Annotated in this window: 16 protein-coding genes and 1 tRNA gene; 9 read left to right on the top strand and 8 right to left on the bottom strand. The window is 71.5% G+C overall.

Translation table 11 applies throughout. The features are described 5' to 3' along the window. Positions 1–6: 6 nt before the first annotated feature. The 4 genes from ACFSDF_RS02425 to ACFSDF_RS02440 all read left to right on the top strand — a co-directional run bounded on the left by ACFSDF_RS02425 (position 7) and on the right by ACFSDF_RS02440 (position 4,104). Entirely contained in the window at positions 7–564 is a 558-nt protein-coding gene (locus ACFSDF_RS02425; RefSeq protein WP_167001180.1) for a DUF1707 SHOCT-like domain-containing protein, read from the top strand. A gap of 95 nt (positions 565–659) precedes the next feature. Beyond that, positions 660–1,379, top strand: coding sequence for a hypothetical protein (locus ACFSDF_RS02430; RefSeq protein WP_208322231.1), 720 nt, complete (start codon positions 660–662; stop codon positions 1,377–1,379). 83 nt (positions 1,380–1,462) lie between these two features. Continuing rightward, positions 1,463–3,448 carry a sensor histidine kinase gene (locus tag ACFSDF_RS02435; RefSeq protein ID WP_377155989.1) on the top strand — a complete coding sequence of 662 codons (1,986 nt, stop codon included), beginning with the start codon at positions 1,463–1,465 and terminating at the stop codon, positions 3,446–3,448. Continuing rightward, the gene (locus ACFSDF_RS02440) at positions 3,445–4,104 is read left to right on the top strand and encodes a response regulator (protein WP_167001184.1); all 660 of its coding nucleotides are present in this window, start codon (positions 3,445–3,447) and stop codon (positions 4,102–4,104) included. Before ACFSDF_RS02435 ends, ACFSDF_RS02440 begins: the two co-directional genes overlap by 4 nt. A gap of 17 nt (positions 4,105–4,121) precedes the next feature. On the opposite strand, the gene ACFSDF_RS02445 is transcribed toward ACFSDF_RS02440, so the two are convergent. Then, positions 4,122–4,907, bottom strand: a complete 786-nt coding sequence (locus ACFSDF_RS02445; protein ID WP_377155991.1) for a glycerophosphodiester phosphodiesterase — start codon at positions 4,905–4,907, stop codon at positions 4,122–4,124. A 113-nt stretch (positions 4,908–5,020) separates the two neighbouring features. On the opposite strand from ACFSDF_RS02445, the gene dinB reads away from it, so the two are divergent. Continuing rightward, positions 5,021–6,211, top strand: coding sequence for a DNA polymerase IV (gene dinB, locus ACFSDF_RS02450; protein ID WP_377155993.1), 1,191 nt, complete (start codon positions 5,021–5,023; stop codon positions 6,209–6,211). A 66-nt stretch (positions 6,212–6,277) separates the two neighbouring features. On the opposite strand, the gene ACFSDF_RS02455 is transcribed toward dinB, so the two are convergent. Next, positions 6,278–8,077, bottom strand: coding sequence for an alkyl/aryl-sulfatase (locus ACFSDF_RS02455; protein WP_377155995.1), 1,800 nt, complete (start codon positions 8,075–8,077; stop codon positions 6,278–6,280). A 123-nt stretch (positions 8,078–8,200) separates the two neighbouring features. On the opposite strand from ACFSDF_RS02455, the gene ACFSDF_RS02460 reads away from it, so the two are divergent. Both ACFSDF_RS02460 and ACFSDF_RS02465 read left to right on the top strand, forming a co-directional pair. Continuing rightward, positions 8,201–10,951 (top strand): helix-turn-helix transcriptional regulator, encoded by a 2,751-nt coding sequence (locus ACFSDF_RS02460; protein ID WP_377155997.1) that lies wholly within the window; start codon positions 8,201–8,203, stop codon positions 10,949–10,951. Between the two features lie 101 nt (positions 10,952–11,052). Then, complete coding sequence (locus tag ACFSDF_RS02465; protein WP_167249340.1) at positions 11,053–12,777, top strand: RCC1 domain-containing protein; 1,725 nt, start codon at positions 11,053–11,055, stop codon at positions 12,775–12,777. Positions 12,778–12,811: 34 nt separating this feature from the next. Here ACFSDF_RS02465 and ACFSDF_RS02470 read toward each other — a convergent pair whose 3' ends face one another. From ACFSDF_RS02470 to ACFSDF_RS02480, 3 genes are all read right to left on the bottom strand, one after another. Further along, positions 12,812–13,201, bottom strand: a complete 390-nt coding sequence (locus tag ACFSDF_RS02470; RefSeq protein WP_377156117.1) for a PIN domain-containing protein — start codon at positions 13,199–13,201, stop codon at positions 12,812–12,814. A 188-nt stretch (positions 13,202–13,389) separates the two neighbouring features. Beyond that, positions 13,390–13,463, bottom strand: a tRNA-Pro gene (locus tag ACFSDF_RS02475). A gap of 49 nt (positions 13,464–13,512) precedes the next feature. Next, positions 13,513–14,427 (bottom strand): metallophosphoesterase, encoded by a 915-nt coding sequence (locus ACFSDF_RS02480; protein ID WP_167249338.1) that lies wholly within the window; start codon positions 14,425–14,427, stop codon positions 13,513–13,515. Between the two features lie 72 nt (positions 14,428–14,499). Here ACFSDF_RS02480 and ACFSDF_RS02485 point away from each other — a divergent pair, with 72 nt between their 5' ends. Beyond that, positions 14,500–14,961 carry a GatB/YqeY domain-containing protein gene (locus ACFSDF_RS02485; RefSeq protein ID WP_377155999.1) on the top strand — a complete coding sequence of 154 codons (462 nt, stop codon included), beginning with the start codon at positions 14,500–14,502 and terminating at the stop codon, positions 14,959–14,961. A 40-nt stretch (positions 14,962–15,001) separates the two neighbouring features. Here the strand turns inward: ACFSDF_RS02485 and ACFSDF_RS02490 are convergent, their stop codons facing one another. Continuing rightward, positions 15,002–17,197, bottom strand: a complete 2,196-nt coding sequence (locus tag ACFSDF_RS02490; RefSeq protein ID WP_167001200.1) for a transglycosylase domain-containing protein — start codon at positions 17,195–17,197, stop codon at positions 15,002–15,004. A gap of 157 nt (positions 17,198–17,354) precedes the next feature. On the opposite strand from ACFSDF_RS02490, the gene ACFSDF_RS02495 reads away from it, so the two are divergent. After that, the gene (locus ACFSDF_RS02495) at positions 17,355–17,648 is read left to right on the top strand and encodes a WhiB family transcriptional regulator (RefSeq protein ID WP_167001202.1); all 294 of its coding nucleotides are present in this window, start codon (positions 17,355–17,357) and stop codon (positions 17,646–17,648) included. Positions 17,649–17,652: 4 nt separating this feature from the next. On the opposite strand, the gene bagB is transcribed toward ACFSDF_RS02495, so the two are convergent. Both bagB and bagA read right to left on the bottom strand, forming a co-directional pair. Beyond that, a complete protein-coding gene (gene bagB / locus ACFSDF_RS02500; protein ID WP_167249862.1) occupies positions 17,653–18,834 on the bottom strand; it encodes an ArsA family ATPase in 1,182 nt (393 codons plus the stop codon). Positions 18,835–18,905: 71 nt separating this feature from the next. Beyond that, positions 18,906–19,877 carry an ATPase BagA gene (bagA, locus tag ACFSDF_RS02505; protein ID WP_167001205.1) on the bottom strand — a complete coding sequence of 324 codons (972 nt, stop codon included), beginning with the start codon at positions 19,875–19,877 and terminating at the stop codon, positions 18,906–18,908. Between the last annotated feature and the right edge of the window lie 48 nt (positions 19,878–19,925).

The raw sequence follows: 19,925 nt of genomic DNA on the forward strand, positions 1-19,925 counted from the left end.
CGGACGGTGAGTTCGCTCGATCCGTCCCAGGTCTGGACCCGGTTCACCCGCGATCCTCGTGACCCGTCCGCGACAGCGCTGCGCGCCGGCGACGCCGACCGCGCCGTGCTCGCGGACGTGCTGGGCGAGGCGTTCTCGGACGGGCGGCTCGATCGTCTGGAGTACGACGAGCGCAGCGACGCCGCCGTACGGGTCCGGACGTATGGCGAGTTCCTGCCGCTGCTGCAGGATCTCGTCCCGACCAGCGGTGCGGCCGCTCCTCCCGTACGCCGTGCGCCCGCGGGCGACCTCGAGCGGCGCGCCGTCGCCGCGTACGAGCGCAAGCGCCGCGACGCGTGGGTCGAGGCCGTCACGATCACGCTGATCTGCGTCGGCATCTGGGGTGCGATCAGCCTGGCCGGCGGGTGGAACCCGCACTTCCCGTGGCCGTTGATCGTGGCCGCGGTGACGTTCGCCGACGCGATCGACAAGACGTTCAGCCGTGATAAGTACCTCGGCAAGGAGCGCGAGAAGCTCGAGAAGCGCGACCGCAAGGAGCAGCGCAAGCAGCTGCCCGAGTCCTGACCGATCTCCCGACAGGTCGGGACACCGGCCTCTGGGGCCCGGGACGTCAGGACGGCGACAGTGCTCTGGTCATCAACGACCAGAAGGGCACTGACATGAAGGATCCGACATCGATGGGCGAGGTCTTCCTCGCCGACCCGCCGGCACGAGCCGAGCACGTCGCGGCGCCGGCCCGTACGCGGGGCTGGGCGGTCACTGGCATCATCGCGGCCCTCCTCGGCCTCGTGACGATCGTGGTTTCGCTCGGGCTGTGGGACCCGGACCTCGACTACTCCGATCCCACCGCGATCGCGGGTCGTCTCCGCGAGGCCCAGGCGCAGCTGATCGTCATGCACGTCGCGATGGTGACCGGCATGATCGCGCTCGTCGTCTTCGCGCTCGGCCTGGCCCGTCGGCTCAACGCCACGCTGCCGGTCGGGAGCCTCCTCGGGGGCGTCGCCGCCGCGGGCATCGGCCTGACCGCCGTCGCGAACCTGCTCGGATCCGGTCTGGACACCGAGTTCCTCTTCGCCGCAGACGTCGTCGAGAAGGACGTGCCGGAGACCATCGCGTTCTACAACCACTGGATCGCGACGATCCCGTGGCTGTGGGTCGGCGCCGGACTCACGGGCGTCGTGCTCGCGATCGCCGCGCTCAAGCACAAGGCCGCCCCGCGCTGGATCGGCATCGTCGGCCTGACCCTCGGTGGGCTCACGCTCCTGCTCGGCATCTCGCCGCTCCAGTACATGGCCGGCTTCCTCGGGCCGATCTGGCTGCTCGTCACCGCGATCGGGTTCACCGTCGGCGACAAGGCGTACCGGAACGCCGCAGCATGACCTGGACGGCGGGGCAGCACGGGGGAACGAGCTCGCGTAAAGCAGCAACGGGGGTGGGCTCGTTCCCCTATCGTCGGGAGATCATGAGCGATCTCGTGGCGCCCGCCGCCCTGCCGGACCCCGCTCCGACACCCGCAGACGGTGCCCCGCGGACCGCCCGCGTGGTGGTCCTCGCGGCGTGGATGCTCGGCATCAGCGCGATCGTCGTCTATGCGCTCACCACCCCGAGGATCGGGGCCGACTCGCTGTTCCTCTTCGTCGACGCCAGCGTCGCGCTCGTGTACGGAGCGGTCGCGGGGGTGCTGCTGACGCGGCGGCAGCACCCGGTCGCCTGGCTCTTGGCGGTGGCCGCGATCGGTGGCGGCATGGCGGCCTTCGGTGGCGCCTACCGTGGCGCGGAGGCGGTGTGGGGGTGGCCTCAGGTCAGTGCCGTCGAGTCGTGGTTCAGCTGGGCGTGGGTCCCGGGCACGATCGCGCTCTTCATCGTCGTGCCGTGGCTGATGCGCGACCGCGCGCTCGGGCCGTGGTCGCGGGTCGGCCTCGCGCTAGGTGTCGTCACCACCCTGGCGCTGACGGTGGAGCGGATGGTGTTCCCGATGTCCGACCCGCGGGTGCTGCTCGGCGTGGTGGTCGTCCTCGGACTGATCACCGCCTCAGCGGTCGCCTGGCGGGCCCGGCATGAGCCCGTCGTCCGCGACCGGGTCGCGCTCGGCTGGCTCACCCTCGGCGTCGCGGTGATGGCGCTCTCGTTCGTGCCGCTGCTCTGGTACGCGATCCCGCCGTGGACGATGGCCGTCCTGCACCTGGTGTGCCAGGTGCTGTTCTCGGGCGCGATCCTCGTCGTGGTCCTGCGCCAGCAGCTGTGGGGCATCGACCTCGCGGTGAGCCGCGCGCTGGTCGCCGGCATCCTCGCCGTGCTGCTCGTCGGCGCGTACGTCGTCGCGGTGCTCGGCGTGCAGGAGGCGGTCGGTGACACCCAGACCAGCCAGGTCGCGGCCGCGGTCGTGGTCGTGCTGGCGGCGCCGTTCCTGCGGCAGTGGGCGGGCCGCCGGGTCGGCTCGCTCGTCTACGGCGAGGCGCTGGAGCCGCACCGCGCGGTGAGCGCGATGGGTGCGGGCTTCGCCAGCGACGACGAGCGTGCACTGCTCGACGTGCTCGTCGCGCAGCTCGCCTCGTCGATGCGGCTGCAGTCGGTGGCACTGACGAGCGGTGGCGCGACGGTTGCCTCGTACGGGGTCCCGTCGTCCAACGTGCTCGAGCTCCCGGTGGTCCACCGCGGTCAGGAGATCGGGGTCCTGGTTGTGACCGCTCCCCCTGGGGAGTGGCTCGGAGCCCGTACGGTCAAGGCCGTCGAGGACCTCAGCGACCTCCTCGCCGCGGGCCTCGCGCTGACCCTCGCGCTACGCGAGGCCGATGCGGCGCGTGAGCGGCTCACCAACGCGCGGCTGCAGGAGCGCAAGGTCATCCGCCGCGAGCTCCACGACGGGCTCGGCCCGTGGCTCGCGGGGCTGCGGCTCGGCATGCAGGGTGTCCGCAACGCGGTCCGCCCGGATCCAGACCTCGCCGAGTCGCTGCTCGACAGTCTCAGCGGCGAGCTCGACCAGCGCATCGCCGACGTCCGTACGCTCTCCCACAGCCTCCTCCCGCCGGCGATCGAGCAGCTCGGGCTCGCGGCGGCGCTGCAGGAGCTGGCGGCGCGCTGGGAGCAGACGGGCATGCGCGTACGGCTACGGTGCGCGCCGTTGCCCACGCTCTCCGCCCCGGTGGCCGCCGCCGCGTACGCGATCGTGAGCGAGTCGGTGACCAACGCGACCAAGCACAGCGGGGTGGACACCTGCGCGGTCACCGTCGAGGTCGACCACCACGGGGTGCTTCGCGTCGAGTGCACCGACGACGGGGCCGGCCTCGCGCCCGGAGCACGCGAAGGCGTTGGCCTCCGTGCGATGGCCGAGCGGGCCAGCGAGCTCGGCGGCGAGGTCGTCGTCGGCACCCATGGGACGCGCGGCACGCGGGTGAGCGCGCTGATCCCGCTGGAGCCCGCCGGGGTGACGGCCGGAGGTGTCGCATGAGCACACCGATCCGCGTCGTGGTCGTCGACGACCACCCGGTGTTCCGGATGGGGATGGCCGGGCTGCTCCGCTCGCTCGACGGGCTCGACCTCGTCGGGCAGGCCGACGGGCCGGCGCAGGCACGCGAGGTGATCGACGCCGAAGTCGATGTCGTCCTCATGGACCTCGATCTCGCCGGGGAGTCGGGCGTCGTGCTCACCCGCGAGCTCCTCGCGACGTACCCGGACCTCAAGATCCTCGTCGTCACCATGCACGAGGACGACGTCTCCGTCCTGGCCGCGATGCGTGCGGGTGCGCGGGGCTATCTGCTGAAGTCGGCGGCGCCCGAGCAGCTCGAGAGGGCCGTACGCTCGGTGGCGCTCGGCGACCTCATCATGGGCCAAGGTGTCGCCGAGCGTGCCCTGTCGTACGTGGCGTCCACCCCGGGCGGGGCCTCAGGTGGTCCGAGGCCGTTCCCCGAGCTGACCGACCGCGAGCTCGAGGTGCTCGACCTCGTCGCGCGCGGCATGGGCAACGCAGCGATCGCGCGGGCGCTGACGCTCAGCGAGAAGACGGTGCGCAACCACGTCTCCCACCTGCTCACGAAGCTCGGCGTGCGCGATCGCGCCGGTGCGGTGGCGGCGGCACGCGACGCGGGGCTCGGCGCCGGGGTCTGACGCCACGGCCTGGCCCCTCACGCGGACGCCTCGACCTGGGCGGCGCGGCGAAGGACGGCGAGCGCGCGGCTGGGACGGTCGGTGATGATCCCCTCGACGCCGGCGTCGGCCGCGCGGCGGATCGCGGCGCGGGAGTTCGCGGTCCACACGTACGTCTCGAGCCCGGCGAGCTGGGCGCGGCGCACGTATGCGGAGGTGACCGCGCCGTGCCACGGGTTCACTGCCGACACCCACGCCTCGAGCGCGGGGTTGCGCGGGGTGTGGCGGACGAGCAGTCCGCGCGGCACGGTGGGCATCAGCCGCCCGAACGCCCGGAGCGCTTCGGCGTCGAAGCTCTGCACCGTCACTGCGACGCCGGGCGAGAAGCAGCGGAGCACCTCGGCGACCTCGGCGACGAGGTAGGGCTGCGAGCCGGGGTTCTTGATCTCGAGGAGCAGCCCCACCCCGCTCGCCCGCAGGGTGTCGAGGACCTGCTCCAGGGTGGGCACGGGTTCGCCGGCGTGTCCGGGCCCGAACCAGGACCCGGCGTCCAGGCGCCGAACCTCGTCGTAGGTGAAGGACGGGACGGGGTCGTTCGCGCGGCGCGGGAGGTGTCGGGCGACGTCGGTGGTGCGCGCGAGCGTCGCGTCGTGGACGATGACGGGCACCCCATCGCGTGTGGACTGCACGTCGACCTCGACGGCATCGGCGCCGTTCGTGACCGCTGCGGCGACCGCGGCGAGCGTGTTCTCCGGCGCGACCGCGCTGGCGCCCCGGTGCGCGACGACCCGTGGCCGGCGCATCGTGGTGATCGGCTCGTTCATGCGGCGAGCGTCGCGACCGATGGTGGAGCGGAGACGAGGGCCAGGTGGACGGGAGGTGAAGGCTCGCTGAGTTCTGTTTCCGCCGCCTGGAGATGTATGCGAACATATGTTCGATGAACGGAGAGGCGACGATCCTGCACGCTGATCTCGACTCGTTCTTCGCGTCGGTCGAGCAGCGCGACGACCCGTCGCTGCGCGGGCGCCCGGTGCTGGTCGGGGGTGGGGTGGTCGTCGCGGCCAGCTACGAGGCCAAGGCGTACGGGGTCCGGACTCCGATGGGGATCGTCGAGGCCAAGGCGTTGTGCCCCGGAGCGGTCGTCGCGTCGCCGCGCTTCGAGGCGTACTCGGCGGCGAGCAAGGCCGTCTTCGAGGTCTTCCGCGACACGACGCCGCTGGTCGACCCGATCTCGATCGACGAGGCGTTCATGGAGGTCGGCGGGCTGGCGCGCCTCGTCGGATCGCCCGAGGCGATCGCCGCGCGCCTGCGTGAGCGGGTGCGCGACGAGGTCGGGCTCCCGATCACGGTGGGCGTCGCGCGGACCAAGTTCCTCGCCAAGATCGCGAGTGCGTACGCCAAGCCGGACGGTCTGCTCGTCGTCCCCGTCGACGGCGAGCGGGCGTTCCTGCACCCGCTGCCGGTCGAGCGCATGTGGGGCGTCGGTGCCAAGACCGGCGCGAAGCTGCGGGCACGTGGCATCGAGCAGATCGGCGATCTCGCGGCCGTGCCTCCGCACGCGCTCGCGGCGTACGTCGGGCGCGCCGCGGCCTACCACCTCCACGCCCTCGCCAACGGGCAGGACCCGCGACGCGTCGAGACCGGACGACGCCGTCGTTCGGTGGGGGCGCAGCGGGCGCTCGGCCGGCGACCCAAGGACATGGCCGAGATCGACGCCTCGCTCGCCGGTCTCGTCGATCGTGTCACGCGCCGGATGCGCAAGGCTGAGCGTGAGGGCCGTACGGTCACGCTGCGCCTGCGCTTCGACGACTTCACCCGCGCGACGCGCTCGCACACGCTGCCGCGTCCGACCGCCCGTACCGACCGGATCCTCCTCGTCGCGCGCTCGCTCCTCGACGTCGCCGCGCCGATGATCGCCGAACGTGGCTGCACGCTGGTCGGCGTCGCGGTGAGCGGTTTCGACACGTACGAGGGCGTCCAGCTCGAGCTGCCCTTCGGCGAGCCGGGCTCCGCGTCGCTCGACCTCGCGCTCGACGACGTACGAGAGCGGTTCGGGTCCGACGCCGTGCTGCGCGCCTCGCTTGTGAAGCGCGGCCAGGGCTTCGCGATGCCCACCCTCCCCGACTAACCCCCGGGTCACTCTCGCCCGCCCTCGGGTCACTCTCCGCCCACTCCCGGGTCACTTTCCGCGGGCTCAGGGCTCGACGACGTGGAACATGGGATCGGGTTCGTCCGTCAACGCGAGCAGCGTCGTGAGCACCGAGGCGTCGTCCTCCACGTCAATGCCGTCGAGCGACCCTGATCCGAGCAGGCCGAGGAGCTGTGCCTTCGTCAGCCGTACGGTGACGTCCGCGCTGTCGTCGCGCCGCGTCGGGAAGTGGACGAGCGCGCCGTTCGACAGCTCCATCCGGTACGTCTCGCCGCTGTCGGTGAGCTCCCACCGGATGCTGGCGGTGGTCCCGGCCGCCTTCGCGCCGTCGAGCCGGATCGCGATCGTGTCGAACAGCTGCGTGACCGTGAGCGCACTGACCATACCCGCCGACGACACGAAGCCGGCCGGGTGGCCACCACGCAGCTCGTGAGCTCCGGTCAGGAAGCAGTTGCGCCAGGTCGCGTTCTCGGCGCCGAGCCCCAGGCGCTCGAGCACGTTGGCCAGCGCCTCACGCGCCGGCGCGTTCGTCGGGTCCGCGAAGACGGCGTGGCTGCCCAGCTCCGCGGCGAAGCGCAGGTCCCCGGCGTCGGCGTACCGGTCGACGGCCTCCACGACCTTGTCGACACCGCCGAGCAGCTCGACGTACCGCGCCGCCTGCACCTCAGGCGGGTGCTGCCACAGGTGAGCCGGGTTGCCGTCGTACCAGCCCAGGTAGCGCTGGAAGATCGCCTTCACGTTGTGGCTGAGCGAGCCGTAGTAGCCGCGTGTGCTCCAAGCGTCCTTCAGTGACGCCGGCATCGGGAGCATCTCCGCGATCTCCGCCCCCACGTACCCCTGGTTCATCAGCCGCAGAGTCTGGTCGTGCATGTACGCGTAGAGGTCGCGCTGGTCGGTGAGGAAGTCGATGATCGCGTCCGACCCCCAGGTCGGCCAGTGGTGCGACGAGAAGACGACGTCGGCATCGTGGGCGAACAGCTCGACCGCCTCGGCGAGGTAGCGCGACCAGATCCGCGAGTCCCGCACCTGTGCGCCGCGCAGCGTCAGGAGGTTGTGCATGACGTGCGTGGCGTTCTCCGCCATGCAGAGCACCCGGTGGTCGGGGAAGAAGAAGTTCATCTCCGCCGGCGACTCGGTGTTCGGTGTCAGCTGGAAGACGAACCGCACCCCGTCGAGCGTCTCCTCCTGGCCGGTACGCGTGATGTCGAGCGTCGGAGGGATCAGACCGATCGTCCCGGCGGACGCGCGCGGCCCGAGGCCGATGCCGACCGAGCCCTCCGGCGTCGCGTCCAGCGGATGGCCGTCGTAGTAGTAGCCGCGCCGGAGCATCGCGACCCCGGCGTAGACGTTCTCCGAGACTGCGTGCTCCAGGAAGTGCTCCGGTGCCACGATCGGCACGTCGGTGTCCGCGTCGACGACCCCGAGCACGCCGCCGAAGTGGTCGATGTGCGCGTGCGTGTAGATCACGGCGGTGACCGGACGGTCGCCACGATGCTCCCGGTAGAGCGCTAAGCCCGCGGCGGCGCACTCCGCGCTGACGAGCGGGTCGATGACGATCACGCCGGTGTCGCCCTCGACGAGCGTCATGTTGGAGATGTCGAAGCCGCGGACCTGGGAGAAGCCGGGCGCCACCTCGTACAGGCCGTGCCGCCCGGTCAGCTTCGCCTGCCGCCACAGGCTCGGATCGACCGTATCGGGCGTTTCGCCTGTGACGAACGCGAGCGCGTCGGCGTCGAAAACGACGTTGCCCGCGGCGTCGGTGATCGTCGCCGGAGAGATCGTGCCCACGAACCCGCGATCGGCGTTGACGAAGTCTGGGTGGTCCTCGGAGTACGTGGTGGCCATAGCCTCACGGTCCGTCGCCTACAGCTCAATCGCATCGCCCGCCGAGGGTGAGGCAGGACGAGCCTGCCGGAGAGCGACCGCCACGGCACGAACGCCGATACCCTGTCGCGCAGGGAGGTCCGCATGCTGATCGGGCGCGACGAGGAGCTCGCGGTCCTCGCGACCACCGTGGCGCACGCCCGTGCCGGCAGGTCGCGGACGACCGTGGTGGCGGGAGCCCCCGGGAGCGGGAAGTCCGCCCTTCTCGAGGCTTCGGTACGGTCCCTCGCGCCGGAGGTCACTCTGCTGCGCGCTGCCGGGCATGTCGCCGAGTCCGACCTCCCGTACGCCGGGCTGCACCAGCTGCTGGCCCCCTTCGCCGCGGAGCTCGCCGGCCACGCCGAGCCTCGGGGACGGGCGCTCGCAGGGGCCGTCGCCTTCGCTCCAGCTGAACCTGTCGAACGACTCCCGGTGGCGAGCGCGCTCGTCTGGTTCCTCTCCGAGCTCGCCGCGGCCCGCGGCCCGGTCGTCGTGGCTGTCGACGACGTCCAGTGGCTCGACTCCTCGACCCGCCAGGCCCTCGTGTTCGCGGCGCGCCGGCTCGACGCCGACCCCGTCACGTTCTGGCTCGGCACCCGCGAGCCCGACGGGCTTCGCGGCGTCGGGACCACGCTGATGCTCGAGCCGCTGTCGCACCAGGAGTCGCTCGCGATGCTCCGTGCCCGCCACGCCGGCATGAGCGCCGTCGTGGCCGAACGCATCGCCGCCGAGACGGGCGGACTTCCCCTCGCGCTGGCGGAGGTGCCGCTCGACCTGCGGCCTGCGCAGCGCCGCGGACGCGAGCCGCTCCCCGTACGGCTCCCCGTGGGCCCGTCGCTGGAAACCTTGTACGCGCCGCGGATCAAGGCGCTCACCGACGCCGGCCGTTTCGCCGTGCTGCTCGTGGCGCTGGACGACCTCGACACCGCCGCGACGACACGTGCCCTGGCCGCCGCCGGCCTGAGCCGTGACGACCTCGATCTGGGCGAACGCCTCGGGCTCGTCGCCGTACGGGACGAGCGATGGGCTCCCGTCCATCCGAGCCTCGGAGCCGCCGTCCAGGCGTCGGCGACGGTCCGCGAGCTCGAGGACGCGCACCGCATCCTCGCCGAGTGCTTCCGCGACGATCCGGTACGGCACGCCTCCCATCTCCGGCACGTCGCTCGCGTTCCCGACAGCCTCGTCGTCGCCGCGCTCGTGGCGGCGGCGGAGCAGGCTGCCCGTCAGGAGGCGCCGGCAGAGGCCGCACTCGCGTGGGAGTCGGCGGCAGCGCGCACGCCGACCGGGCCCGAGCGAAGCCAGCTCACCGCCCGCGCCGCCCAGGCGTACATGCAGGCCAGGGCCGCAGGCCCCGCGATGCGCGTGCTGAGCGAACTCGTCGACGGAGCGCCGGATGATCCGACGCGGGCACGGTGGGCGACGCTGCTCGTGATGGCCACGCTCTGGTCGCAGGAGGACCCACCCGTCGACCTCGACGCGTACGCGCACCTCGGCTTCACCCTCGTACGACGGGCCCCGGACCCAGGCGAGGGCACCGCCGCAGCCGGTCTCGATCTCGTGATGGCGGTGGTGTCGCTCGCGATGGCCTGGGGAGATGTCGGCCGTGCCCGCGGGTACGCCGATCGTCTGCGCGCGGCGGTGACCGACGAGCGGGTCCCCACGCTGCACCGGGCCCTCCTGGACGTCCTCGACCTGATGACCGGGGTCGAGGGCGCAGGCGGCTTCCTGCGCGGTGACTGGCTCGAGACCGTCGTCGCCGACGGCGGCTCCGACCCGACCCTGGCGCTCGGGTTCGCCGGTCTCGCCGTGTCGCACCTGGGCGATCTCGACGGATGCGTCGACGTCGCACGTCGCTGCGAGGAGCTGGCCCGCGTCACCGGTGGCGAGAGTGCGGCGCGGCTGTCGTCGAACGCGATCACCATGATCGTGTGGGAACGGCGCAGTGAGTGGTCCCGTGCGGTCTTGGAGCTGTCCGCTGCGGAGGGGGCGGCGCGCGATCACGATTTCACCGGGCCGTACGCGCACATCCTGCTGCGCCACGCCTATATCAAGGCCTGCCAGGGGCATCGCGACACGTGCCTCGCGCTGCTGGCCCGAGGTGCCGACGTCGTCGAGCGCCAGAGTCCCGCGCTGGCGCACAGCGAGGCGTGCGTCCGAGGGATGCTGCTGCTGTCCACGAGCGACTTCGCCGCTGCGGCGGACGCGCTCGACGAGGCGACGGCGCTGGAGCGCGCAACGGGCGGCGAGAACCTCGCGTACGTCGCCCGCTTCCCCAACCAGTTCGAGGCCTACTGGCACTGCGGACGCGAGGACGAGCTGCTCCCTGACCTGGCCGCGTACGAGGCCCGGGCCCTTCGGGACCAGCACGGGCTGTCCCTCGCGTGGGCGGCGCGCTGTCGGGCGCTTCTCGCCGGCCCCGACGACGTCGACGCGCTTTTCGCGCGCGCGGTCCGGCTGCATGACGGCGCGACCCACGGGTTCGAACGCGCACGCACGCAGTTCTGCTGGGGCCTGCGGTTGCGCCGCATGCGGCGCAAGGCGGACGCGCGCCGGCACCTCGACGCAGCGCTCGGTGAGTTCGTGCGACTCGGAGCGGACGCGTGGACGGCCCGCACCCGGTCGGAGCTGGCGGCGTGCGGGGCGCGTCGGGCACCCCTCACCGACACCGCGTCACCCCTCGCCGAGCTCACGCCCCGCGAGTTCGAGGTGGCACGGGAGGTCGCGGCCGGGTTGTCGAACGCCGACGCCGCGGAGCGTCTGGTGATCTCGCAGCGCACCGTCGAGTACCACCTCGCCAACGTCTTCCGGAAGCTCGCGATCCGCGAACGCGCCGCGCTGCCCGCCTTCTTCGCCTGAGCCCACACTCTGGTGGTCGGCACGGATACGGGCCGGGGTGCGTCGCGCTGAGACTACGAACGACCTGACGTCTCGTCACTCCGTACGAATCGAGCACCCGCATGCGCCGCCTCGTCCTCCTGACCGTCTCCGCCATGCTCGCCAGCACGGCCACCATGACCGGCAGCCCTGCCCGAGCGGCACCGGCCGAGGTCGCGCTCTCCCTCGCCGCCGGCAACGTCGCCTCGGTGGTGATCGGGCAGGACGGGAGACCGTACGGGACCGGCGTGAACCTGTACGGCTCGCTGACCGGCACCGGCGCGCGGACCACCCTGACCCCGATGTCGGGCCTGCCGTCGGGCGTACGAGCGGTCTCGGTCGCCGCGGGGCCGACGTGGTTCTCGCTCGTACGAGGTTCCGACGGGCGGGTGTACGGGACCGGGGAGAACGGCGCGGGGCAGCTCACGGGGTCGGGAGACGTGGCGACGCTGCGTCCGCTGACGGGGATGCCTGCCGGGGTGCGTGCCGTCGACGTCGCCGCAGGCAACGGGTTCACGCTCGTCCTCGGCTCGGACGGCGTGGTGCGGGGAACGGGCGCGAACGTGAGCGGCCAGCTGACCGGGACGGGCAACCGCTCGACCCTCATGCCGCTGGTGGGACTGCCCGCCGGCGTGCGCGCGACGGCGATCTCCGCCGGCGCCCTTCACACGCTCGTGGTCGCGGACAACGGCGTCGTCTACGGGACGGGACTCAACGACCGGTCCCAGCTGACCGGCACCGGCTCCCGACGGACGCTGACGCCGCTGACCGGGTTGCCGGCCGGCAGGGTCCCCGTGGGGGTCGCGGCCGGGTGGCGCCACTCGGTCGTGCTGCTGGACGACGGAAGGCTGTACGGCACAGGCCTCAACGACCTCGGTCAGATCTCCGGTACGGGCGACCGTACGACGTTGATGCTGATGCGGCCGCTCACCACCGGGGTCACCGCCGTGGCGATCAGTGCGGGTGAGAACCACACGGTCGCGATCGGCTCGGACGGCGAGGCGTACGCCGTCGGCAGCAACGCGTGGGGGCAGGTGGGCGGCATCGCGCTTCACCGGGTCTCGTTCGCGAGCATCACCGACCGTGTCACGCCCGAGGTCGTCGGGATCTCCGCGACCAACAGCAGCCACACCCTGGTGCGCACCGCCGACGGCGTGGCGCGGGGTATCGGACGGAACTCGAACAACCAGCTCACCGCGCGCAACCCCAACCTCACGACCGTGGTGGCCCCGCTGGGCGGCCAGCTCCTCCTCGCCACGAGACGACCGACGATCCGTGGCGTGTCTCGGGTCGGAGACGTGCTCACGGTCGACGTGGGCGCCTGGAGCCCGGCCGCGACGCACTACGCATACCGGTGGCTGCGTGACGGTGTGGTGATCGCCGGGGCGACGGCGAGGGCCCACCGGCTTCTTGCGGCCGACCGCGGCCGACACCTCACGGTGGAGGTGATCGCCGCACAGGGCACGTACGCGCTCGGTCGTGCGCGGTCCGCGCCGTCGGCGAGGGTGCGGTACGGCGTCGCGCCCCGCTACGTGCGGGCACCGAGACCGCGGATCGTCGGCGTCAAGAAGGTCGGCAAGCGCCTGCGGATCGCTCGTCTCGCCCCCTCCGGGTTCGCGCCGGCACCGACCCGCCTGCGCTACCAGTGGTTCCGCGGCGCCAAGAAGATCCGGGGAGCGACGAAGGCGACGTACCGGGTCACGCGCAAGGACCGCGGCAAGCGGCTCAAGGTCCGCATCGTCGCCGTACGGCCGGGTCACCTGAGCGGCAGCCTCGACACACGCCGGGTCAGGATCTCGCGCCGCTGACCTCGCTGAAGCGACGGCGCCGGGATGACCGCGGTCAGGTGATCAGGGTCATCCCGGCATGCTTCGCGGCCCGCTCATCGAGCGTCATCACGCGCGTACAGCCTGCAGCCGCGCTTGCTTCGGTGATGAGCGCGTCGGCAAAGTCCGCGCCTCGGCGCGTACGTCGTAGCGCGGCGCGGACGAGGTCGGGACTCTCCGTGCGGAGCTCTTGTGCGTCCAGGAGGGCCTCGAAGAACTCCAGCCGTCGATCTCGCGCGATGGCGTACGCCCGATCGAGCACCCACCACGTCTCGGTGAGCACGACCAGGCTGACGTATCCGGGCGAGTCCGCGCTCAGGCCGTCGACGACGGCGTCGGCTCGCCCGGCCTGATCCTCGTCGTCGCGAACGGCATACCGGATGACGACGTTCGAATCCAGCCCGATCTCCGATCAGTCACCGCGTCCGCGATCGCGGCGTCCATCTCCTCCACGGTGACGGGAGGACCATCGTGTGCGCAGTCCGAGGGCGCCCCGGACGGCAGCAGGAATGGCGTTCGACGTTCGCACACGCGCGTCCCGGAAACGACAAGGACCCTCGAGCCTGATGGCTCGAGGGTCCTGCATGTCTGCTGTCGGGGTGACAGGATTTGAACCTGCGGCCTCGTCGTCCCGAACGACGCGCGCTACCAAGCTGCGCCACACCCCGTGGCCCTCGTACGTCGTACGAGCAGAACGTCTCCGCGAGAGTCCCGCGCTCAGTTCCTCGGAGAGTCTACCGGACGCAGTCGGAGCACCGTCGCCTCGGGTCGGCATGCGAAGCGCACCGGCGCGTACGGCGACGTCCCGCACCCCGCGGACACGTGCAGCCACGACGCGTCACGCCCCGCGATCCGGTGCTGGTGAAGGCCTCGCGCCCGTCGGCGGTCGAGGTCGCAGTTGGTGACCAGCGCTCCGAACCCAGGCACCCGCAGCTGTCCACCGTGGGTGTGCCCGGCCAGGATCAGTGGGTATCCCTGGGCGTTGAAGGCGTCGAGCGCGCGCAGGTAGGGGGCGTGGACGACGGCGACGGCGAGATCGGCTGTCCGGTCGGCACGGTCGGGGATCGCGTCGAGGTCGTCGCGGTTCACGTGGGGGTCGTCGAGGCCCGCGAACGCCAGCGACACGCCGCGCATGTCGAGGCGGGCGGTCGCGTTGTTGAGGTCGTGCCACCCCGCCTCCGTGAACGCGGCGCGCATCTTCTCGTACGGGAGGTCCGGCGAGCGGCGCCGCTGACCCGAGGGGCCGAGGAGGTAGCGGGCGGGGTTCTTGACGGTCGGCGAGTAGTAGTCGTTCGAGCCGAAGACGAAGACTCCGGGCACGTCGAGCAGGTCGTGGTAGGCGTCGAGGAGCGCGGGCAGCGTGTCGAGGTGCGCAAGGTTGTCGCCGGTGTTCACGACGAGGTCAGGCTCGTACTCGGCGAGGCTGCGCAGCCAGCGCTGCTTGCGTGCCTGGCCCGGCGTCATGTGGACGTCGGAGATCTGCAGGACCGTGATCGGGTGGGCGCCCGCGGGGAGCACCGGGAGGTCGTGCTCGCGGACGACGAACGCGTTGCGCTCGTACAGCGCCCCGTACGCCACCGCCCCCGCACCGGCGGTCGCTGTCGCGATGAGGGCTTTCGACACGGTGTGCACGCAGCAAGGGTGCCACACCGCTGGTGGGGAATCCGTGTGCTCGCGAGCCGAAGGCTGGGCGATGATGGGGGCATGAGCGAGCTCAAGGATCGGCTGCGACAGGACCTCACCACCTCCATCAAGGAGCGCGACAGTCTGCGCGCGTCGACGCTGCGCATGGTGCTGTCCGCCGTGAGCCGTGCGGAGACAGCCGGTACGGAGGCCAAGGAGCTCACCGACGACGAGGTGCAGCGCGTCATCACCTCGGAGTCCAAGAAGCGCCGAGAGGCCGCCGAGGCGTACGACTCCGGCAACCGTCCCGAGCTGGCGCAGAAGGAGCGCGATGAGGCCGTGATCCTCGCCGAGTACCTCCCCGCGCAGCTCAGCGCGGACGAGGTGCGCGCCCTCGTGTCCGACGCGATCACCGAGGCTGGTGTCGCGGACGAGGGCATGCGCGGCATGGGCAAGGTGATGGGGCTTCTCAAGCCCCGTACGGAGGGCCGCGTCGACGGTGCCGCACTCGCGGCCGAGGTCCGTACGCAGCTCGGCGCCTGAGGCCGGCACCCACCCTCATCACCGGGTCAGCTGAGCGCGGTCACTCGTCGTCGCCGCGGCCTCCGCCGCCACCACCGTTGCCGCCGTTGCCACGACCCGGTCGGTCGTTGCCGCCGTCGCCGCCACCGTCGCCCTTCTTGTCCTTCTTCGGCTCCTTCTTCGGCGCGCGAGGCGTGTCCGCGGGTGCAGCGCCGAGGCTGCCGGGGCTGTTGAAGTTGGCGTACGGCAGGTCGTCCTGGATCGCCCGCATCGTGTCGGCCCACATCGGACCAGCCAGCGCGGCGCCGCCGACGGAGTTGAACGACATCGTGGTGCCGTTGAGCGCGGTGCCGATCAGCGACTTCCAGTGGCCGTCGCGGTTGGCGCCGGCGATCATCGACGACGTCACGAGCTTGGGCGTGTAGCCCATGTACCAGACGGCACGGCTCGCCTGGGTCGTGCCCGTCTTCGCCGCGGACGGTTTGTTGAGCTGCAGCGCCGAGCCGAACCCGCCGGACGACTGGACGCCGCGCAGGATCTGGTTCATCGAGTCGGCGGCCGCCTGCGACAGGACCTTCTCGCAGGCCGGCTTGTAGTCCATGACCGTCTCGCCGTCGGGGCCGGTGATCGCGGTGATCGGCATTGGCTTGCAGTACTCGCCGCGTGCCGGGAACGTCGCGTACGCCGCTGCCATGTCGAGCGGGCTCACGTCGAGCGTACCGAGCGTGAACGACGGGAAGGTGTCGTCGACGTCCTCGACGGGCATGCCCATCTTCTTGGCCATCTTGGTGGTCGCGCAGAGCCCGACGAGGCGCTCGAGCTGGGCGAAGTAGGTGTTGACCGACTGGCGGAGCCCGCGGGTCATGTCGAAGCCGCCGGCTCCGGTCGAGTTGCTGACCTGCCACGACCCCGCACCCTGGCTGTCGCACTGCGAGAACCCGCTGATGTTCATCGACTGCGGCGAGTTGAAGAAGGTCGACGTCGGGTAGCCCTTGTCGAGCGCGGCGGCAGCGGTGAACACCTTGAACGTCGAGCCGGCCTGGAACCCGTTGGCGCCGCCGAGCGCCTTGGGCACTGTGTAGTTGATGTAGGTCTGGCCGGCCTTCTTGCTGTTGCCCATCGGCCGCGACTGCGCGAGCGCACGCACCGCGCCGGTGCCGGGGACCACGAGAGCCTGAGCGCCGATCGCATTGTCGGTCGGCGACACGCGGTTCTCGACCGAGTTGTCAGCCGCCTTCTGGAACTTCGGCTCCAGCGTCGTCTTGATCGTCAGGCCACCGGTCTCGATGCGGTGGAGGCGCTCGTCCTCGTTCTTGCCGAGCGACTTGTCCTGGAGCAGGTAGCGGCGGACGTAGTCGCAGAAGAACGGCGCCTTGGTGCTCACGCAGCCGTTGGAGAAGGTCGTGATCTTGAGCCCGAGCGGCTGACCCATCGCGGTCCTGGCGACCTCGGGTGTGATGAGGCCCTGCGCCTGCATCGTCGACAGCACGATGTTGCGTCGGCGCAGCGCGTTCTCGGGGTAGGTCACCGGGTCGTACTCGACCGGGTTCTTGACGAGACCTGCCAGCGTCGCCGCCTGCGTCAGGTCGAGGTCGGCGGCACTGACAGAGAAGTAGTGCCGGGCTGCGGCGCCGATGCCGTACGTGCCGTCACCGAAGTAGGAGATGTTGAGGTAGTTCTCGAGGATCTGCTGCTTGCTGTGCTTCTCCTCGTAGCTCATCGCGTACTTGAGCTCGCGGATCTTGCGGGCCGGCGTCACCTCGGTGGCGGCCTTGCGCTCCTCGGGCGTCGCCGCCTGCTGGATGAGGATGTTCTTGACGAGCTGCTGGGTCAGCGACGAGCCACCCTGCGTCTGGCCGTCGGTCGCATTGTTGACCAGCGCGCGGACCGTGCCTTTGATGTCGATGGCGCCGTGCTCGAAGAACCGCGCGTCCTCGATCGAGACCACGGCCTGCTGCATCACGGGCGCGATCTTCGCCAGGGGGACGTCCTGGCGGTTCTGGGAGTAGAAGTAGGTGACGAGGGAGCCGTCGGCAGCCAGCACCTTGGAGCGCTGAGGGATCGGCGTCTCCCGCAGCTCGAGCGGCAACTCGTCGAACCCGCGGGCCACGCTGTTGGACGTCACACCCACGAAGGCGGCGACCGGGATCGCGAGCCCGGCGACGAGCACGCCGGCAAAAAGGCTGAGCAGCGCCATGGAACCGATCGCTCGCGCTGTGCCCATGCCGTCGTCGTCCCGATCGGTCCCCAGATTCATGGGCCCCAGGGTACGGGAGCGTGGGTGAGGCACCAAGAGATAGTCCGAAAGGACTAGTCCGAACCATCCCCAGAGGTCTGTTACATGTGTTTCGTCACCGTCAGGCTGGAGATATCACCGGCAGAGTCGGTGCACTCTCGGGGAAGGTGTCCAGATCATGACATGGAACGAGTCTTGGGCGACCGTGGCCGCCTGCAAGGAATCGCAGGACGCTCTGTTCGTCAAGGGCGCGGAGCAGAACCGCGCCAAGCAGCTGTGCCGGTCCTGTCCGGTCAAGCTCGAGTGCCTCGCCGAGGCCCTCGACAACGACATCGAGTGGGGGATCTGGGGCGGGATGACCGAGCGGGAGCGTCGCGCGCTGCTGCGTCGTCGTCCGAACGTGACCTCGTGGCGCACGCTGCTCGAAGCCGCCCGCACGAGCCAGCCGTCGAAGGCGCCTGCGCTCGTCTGATCTGCTACGCGATCGTCGCCGGCGCGCCCAGCAGCTCACCGATCGCTGCCAGGCCGTCGAGGTCGTGCACGTCTGTCGCGAGGGCGGGCACCTCGACCCTTCGTACGCGCGGGTGCGCGGCCGCGAATCCCATGACCACCCGGCGCTCGCGCTCGGCGACACGCTCGCCGCGGGCGTGCACGTCCAGCAGGGCGGCGACCGCCTCGTCGTCGGGCGTCGCCCGAGGCCGCGCCCGGAGCCGCCGTGCCGCGGCGTGCGCCTCGTCGCCGTCGAGCAGCAGCTCGGGCGTCGTCATCCGGTTGACGACCAGCCCGGCGAGCGGCATCGCCTCTTGGCCGAGCCGCTCCACGAAGTACGACGCCTCTCGCATGGCGGCCGGCTCCGGCGACGCGACGACGAGGAACGCCGTGCCCGAGTCCTGCAGCAGCGCGTACGTGGCCTCGGCGCGCTGACGGAATCCGCCGAACAGCGTGTCGAACGCGGCCACGAACGTCTGCACGTCGGTCAGCACCTGGGCGCCGAGGAGCTTGTTGAGCGCGGTCGTGACGATGCCGAACCCGGCGGAGAACAGCTTGGCCGGGCCCTTCGCGGGCGCGAGCAGGAGGCGGATCAGCCGTCCGTCGAGCAACGAGGACAACCGCTCGGGTGCATCGAGGAAGTCGAGCGCCGAACGCGAGGGTGGGGTGTCGACGACGATGAGGTCCCACCGGCGATCCTCGCCCTCGCCGCCCGCGACCGCCTCGGCGTGGAGCTGCCCGAGCTTCTCCATCGCCATGTACTCCTGCGTGCCCGCGAACGAGCTCGAGAGCGCCTGGTAGAAGGGGTTCGCGAGGATCTGCGCGGCCTTCTCCGGCGAGGCGTGGGCCTCCACGACCTCGTCGAAGGTCCGCTTCATGTCGAGCATCATCGCGTCGAGCGAGCCGCCGTCGGCGCCGGCCTCCTTCACCGGGCGCGGCACGTTGTCGAGCTCGGTCAACCCCAGCGACTGCGCGAGACGCCGCGCCGGGTCGATGGTGAGCACGCACACGCGCCGCCCCCGCGCTGCGGCACGCAACGCGAGCGCGGCGGACGTCGTCGTCTTGCCGACCCCGCCCGAGCCGCAGCACACGATGATCTCGGTGGTCGGGTCGTCGAGGACCGCGTCGACGTCGAGGACGGGCGCCGGCGCGCCGGCGGGACCGGCCAGGGTGCGCGTCCGGGAGGTCGTACGGGGCTTCGGCGCGGTGTGCGAGGCGCGGCCGCCCGACCCGGCCGGGCTCACCGGGCGCCTCCGTCGACGAGGAGTGCGCCGAGCGCGAAGAGGCCGGCGAGATCGACCCCGTCCTCGAGGTGCGGGAGCTCCACGACCGGGGCACCCGCCTCGGTGAGGACCGCGCGCTGGTGCGCCTGCAGGCGCTGGCGCCCCACGTGCTGGCGTCCCTCGTCGAGCAGCGCCGCACTCGCGCCGGCGTCGACCTCGAGGTCGGCCCGTCGCAGGCTGCGGGTGACGGCGGCGCCGCTCAGGGCGCCGCTCGCGACGCGTTCCGCGGCCTCGTCGGTCAGTGGGGACGGGAGGACCTGGTTGACGATCACGTGGCCGATCCCCAGCTCGACGTCGGTCAGCTCGTTGATCGCGTCCATCGTCTCCTGCACCGGCATCTCCTCGAGGAGCGTGACGAGGTGCACGGCCGTACGCCGTGACCGCATCATCGTCATGATCGAGTCGGCCTGGCGCTTGACCGGACCCACCTTCGCCAGACCGGCGACCTCGCTGTTGACGTTGAGGAACCGCGCGATCCGGCCGGTCGGCGGGGCGTCGAGCACCACGGCGTCGTACGTGTAGGAGCCGTCGTCCTCGCGGCGCCGCACCGCCTCGTACACCTTGCCGGTGAGCAGGACGTCGCGGACGCCTGGCGCGATCGTCGTCGCGAAGTCGATCACCCCGAAGCGGTCGAGCGCCCGCCCGGCACGGCCGAGCCGGTAGAACATCGCGAGGTACTCCAGGAGTGCCGCCTCGGCATCGATCGCCAGCGCGTACACCGCCCCGTCGTCGGAGGCCGCGACCTGGCGCTCCTCGTACGGGAGCGGGGGCACGTCGAAGAGCTGGGCGATCCCTTGGCGCCCCTCCACCTCGCACAGCAGCACCCGCCTGCCCTCGCGGGCCAGGCCGAGCGCGAGCGCGGCGGCCACGGTGCTCTTGCCCGTACCGCCCTTGCCCGTCACGACGTGCAGTCGCTTGTCGCCAGCCACGTTGTCGAGCGTAACGGCCGTCCCCGAGGGCCGAACGCGCGCGAGGGA

The sequence above is a fragment of the Mumia zhuanghuii genome, from assembly GCF_042681565.1.
GTDB lineage: Bacteria > Actinomycetota > Actinomycetes > Propionibacteriales > Nocardioidaceae > Mumia.

Coding starts and splice junctions, on each gene's coding strand:
- ACFSDF_RS02430 (WP_208322231.1), top strand. CDS start 660: ATGAAGGATCCGACATCGATGGGCGAGGTCTTCCTCGCCGACCCGCCG.
- ACFSDF_RS02435 (WP_377155989.1), top strand. CDS start 1,463: ATGAGCGATCTCGTGGCGCCCGCCGCCCTGCCGGACCCCGCTCCGACA.
- ACFSDF_RS02440 (WP_167001184.1), top strand. CDS start 3,445: ATGAGCACACCGATCCGCGTCGTGGTCGTCGACGACCACCCGGTGTTC.
- ACFSDF_RS02445 (WP_377155991.1), bottom strand. CDS start 4,907: ATGAACGAGCCGATCACCACGATGCGCCGGCCACGGGTCGTCGCGCAC.
- dinB (WP_377155993.1), top strand. CDS start 5,021: ATGAACGGAGAGGCGACGATCCTGCACGCTGATCTCGACTCGTTCTTC.
- ACFSDF_RS02455 (WP_377155995.1), bottom strand. CDS start 8,077: ATGGCCACCACGTACTCCGAGGACCACCCAGACTTCGTCAACGCCGAT.
- ACFSDF_RS02460 (WP_377155997.1), top strand. CDS start 8,201: ATGCTGATCGGGCGCGACGAGGAGCTCGCGGTCCTCGCGACCACCGTG.
- ACFSDF_RS02465 (WP_167249340.1), top strand. CDS start 11,053: ATGCGCCGCCTCGTCCTCCTGACCGTCTCCGCCATGCTCGCCAGCACG.
- ACFSDF_RS02485 (WP_377155999.1), top strand. CDS start 14,500: ATGAGCGAGCTCAAGGATCGGCTGCGACAGGACCTCACCACCTCCATC.
- ACFSDF_RS02490 (WP_167001200.1), bottom strand. CDS start 17,197: ATGAATCTGGGGACCGATCGGGACGACGACGGCATGGGCACAGCGCGA.
- ACFSDF_RS02495 (WP_167001202.1), top strand. CDS start 17,355: ATGACATGGAACGAGTCTTGGGCGACCGTGGCCGCCTGCAAGGAATCG.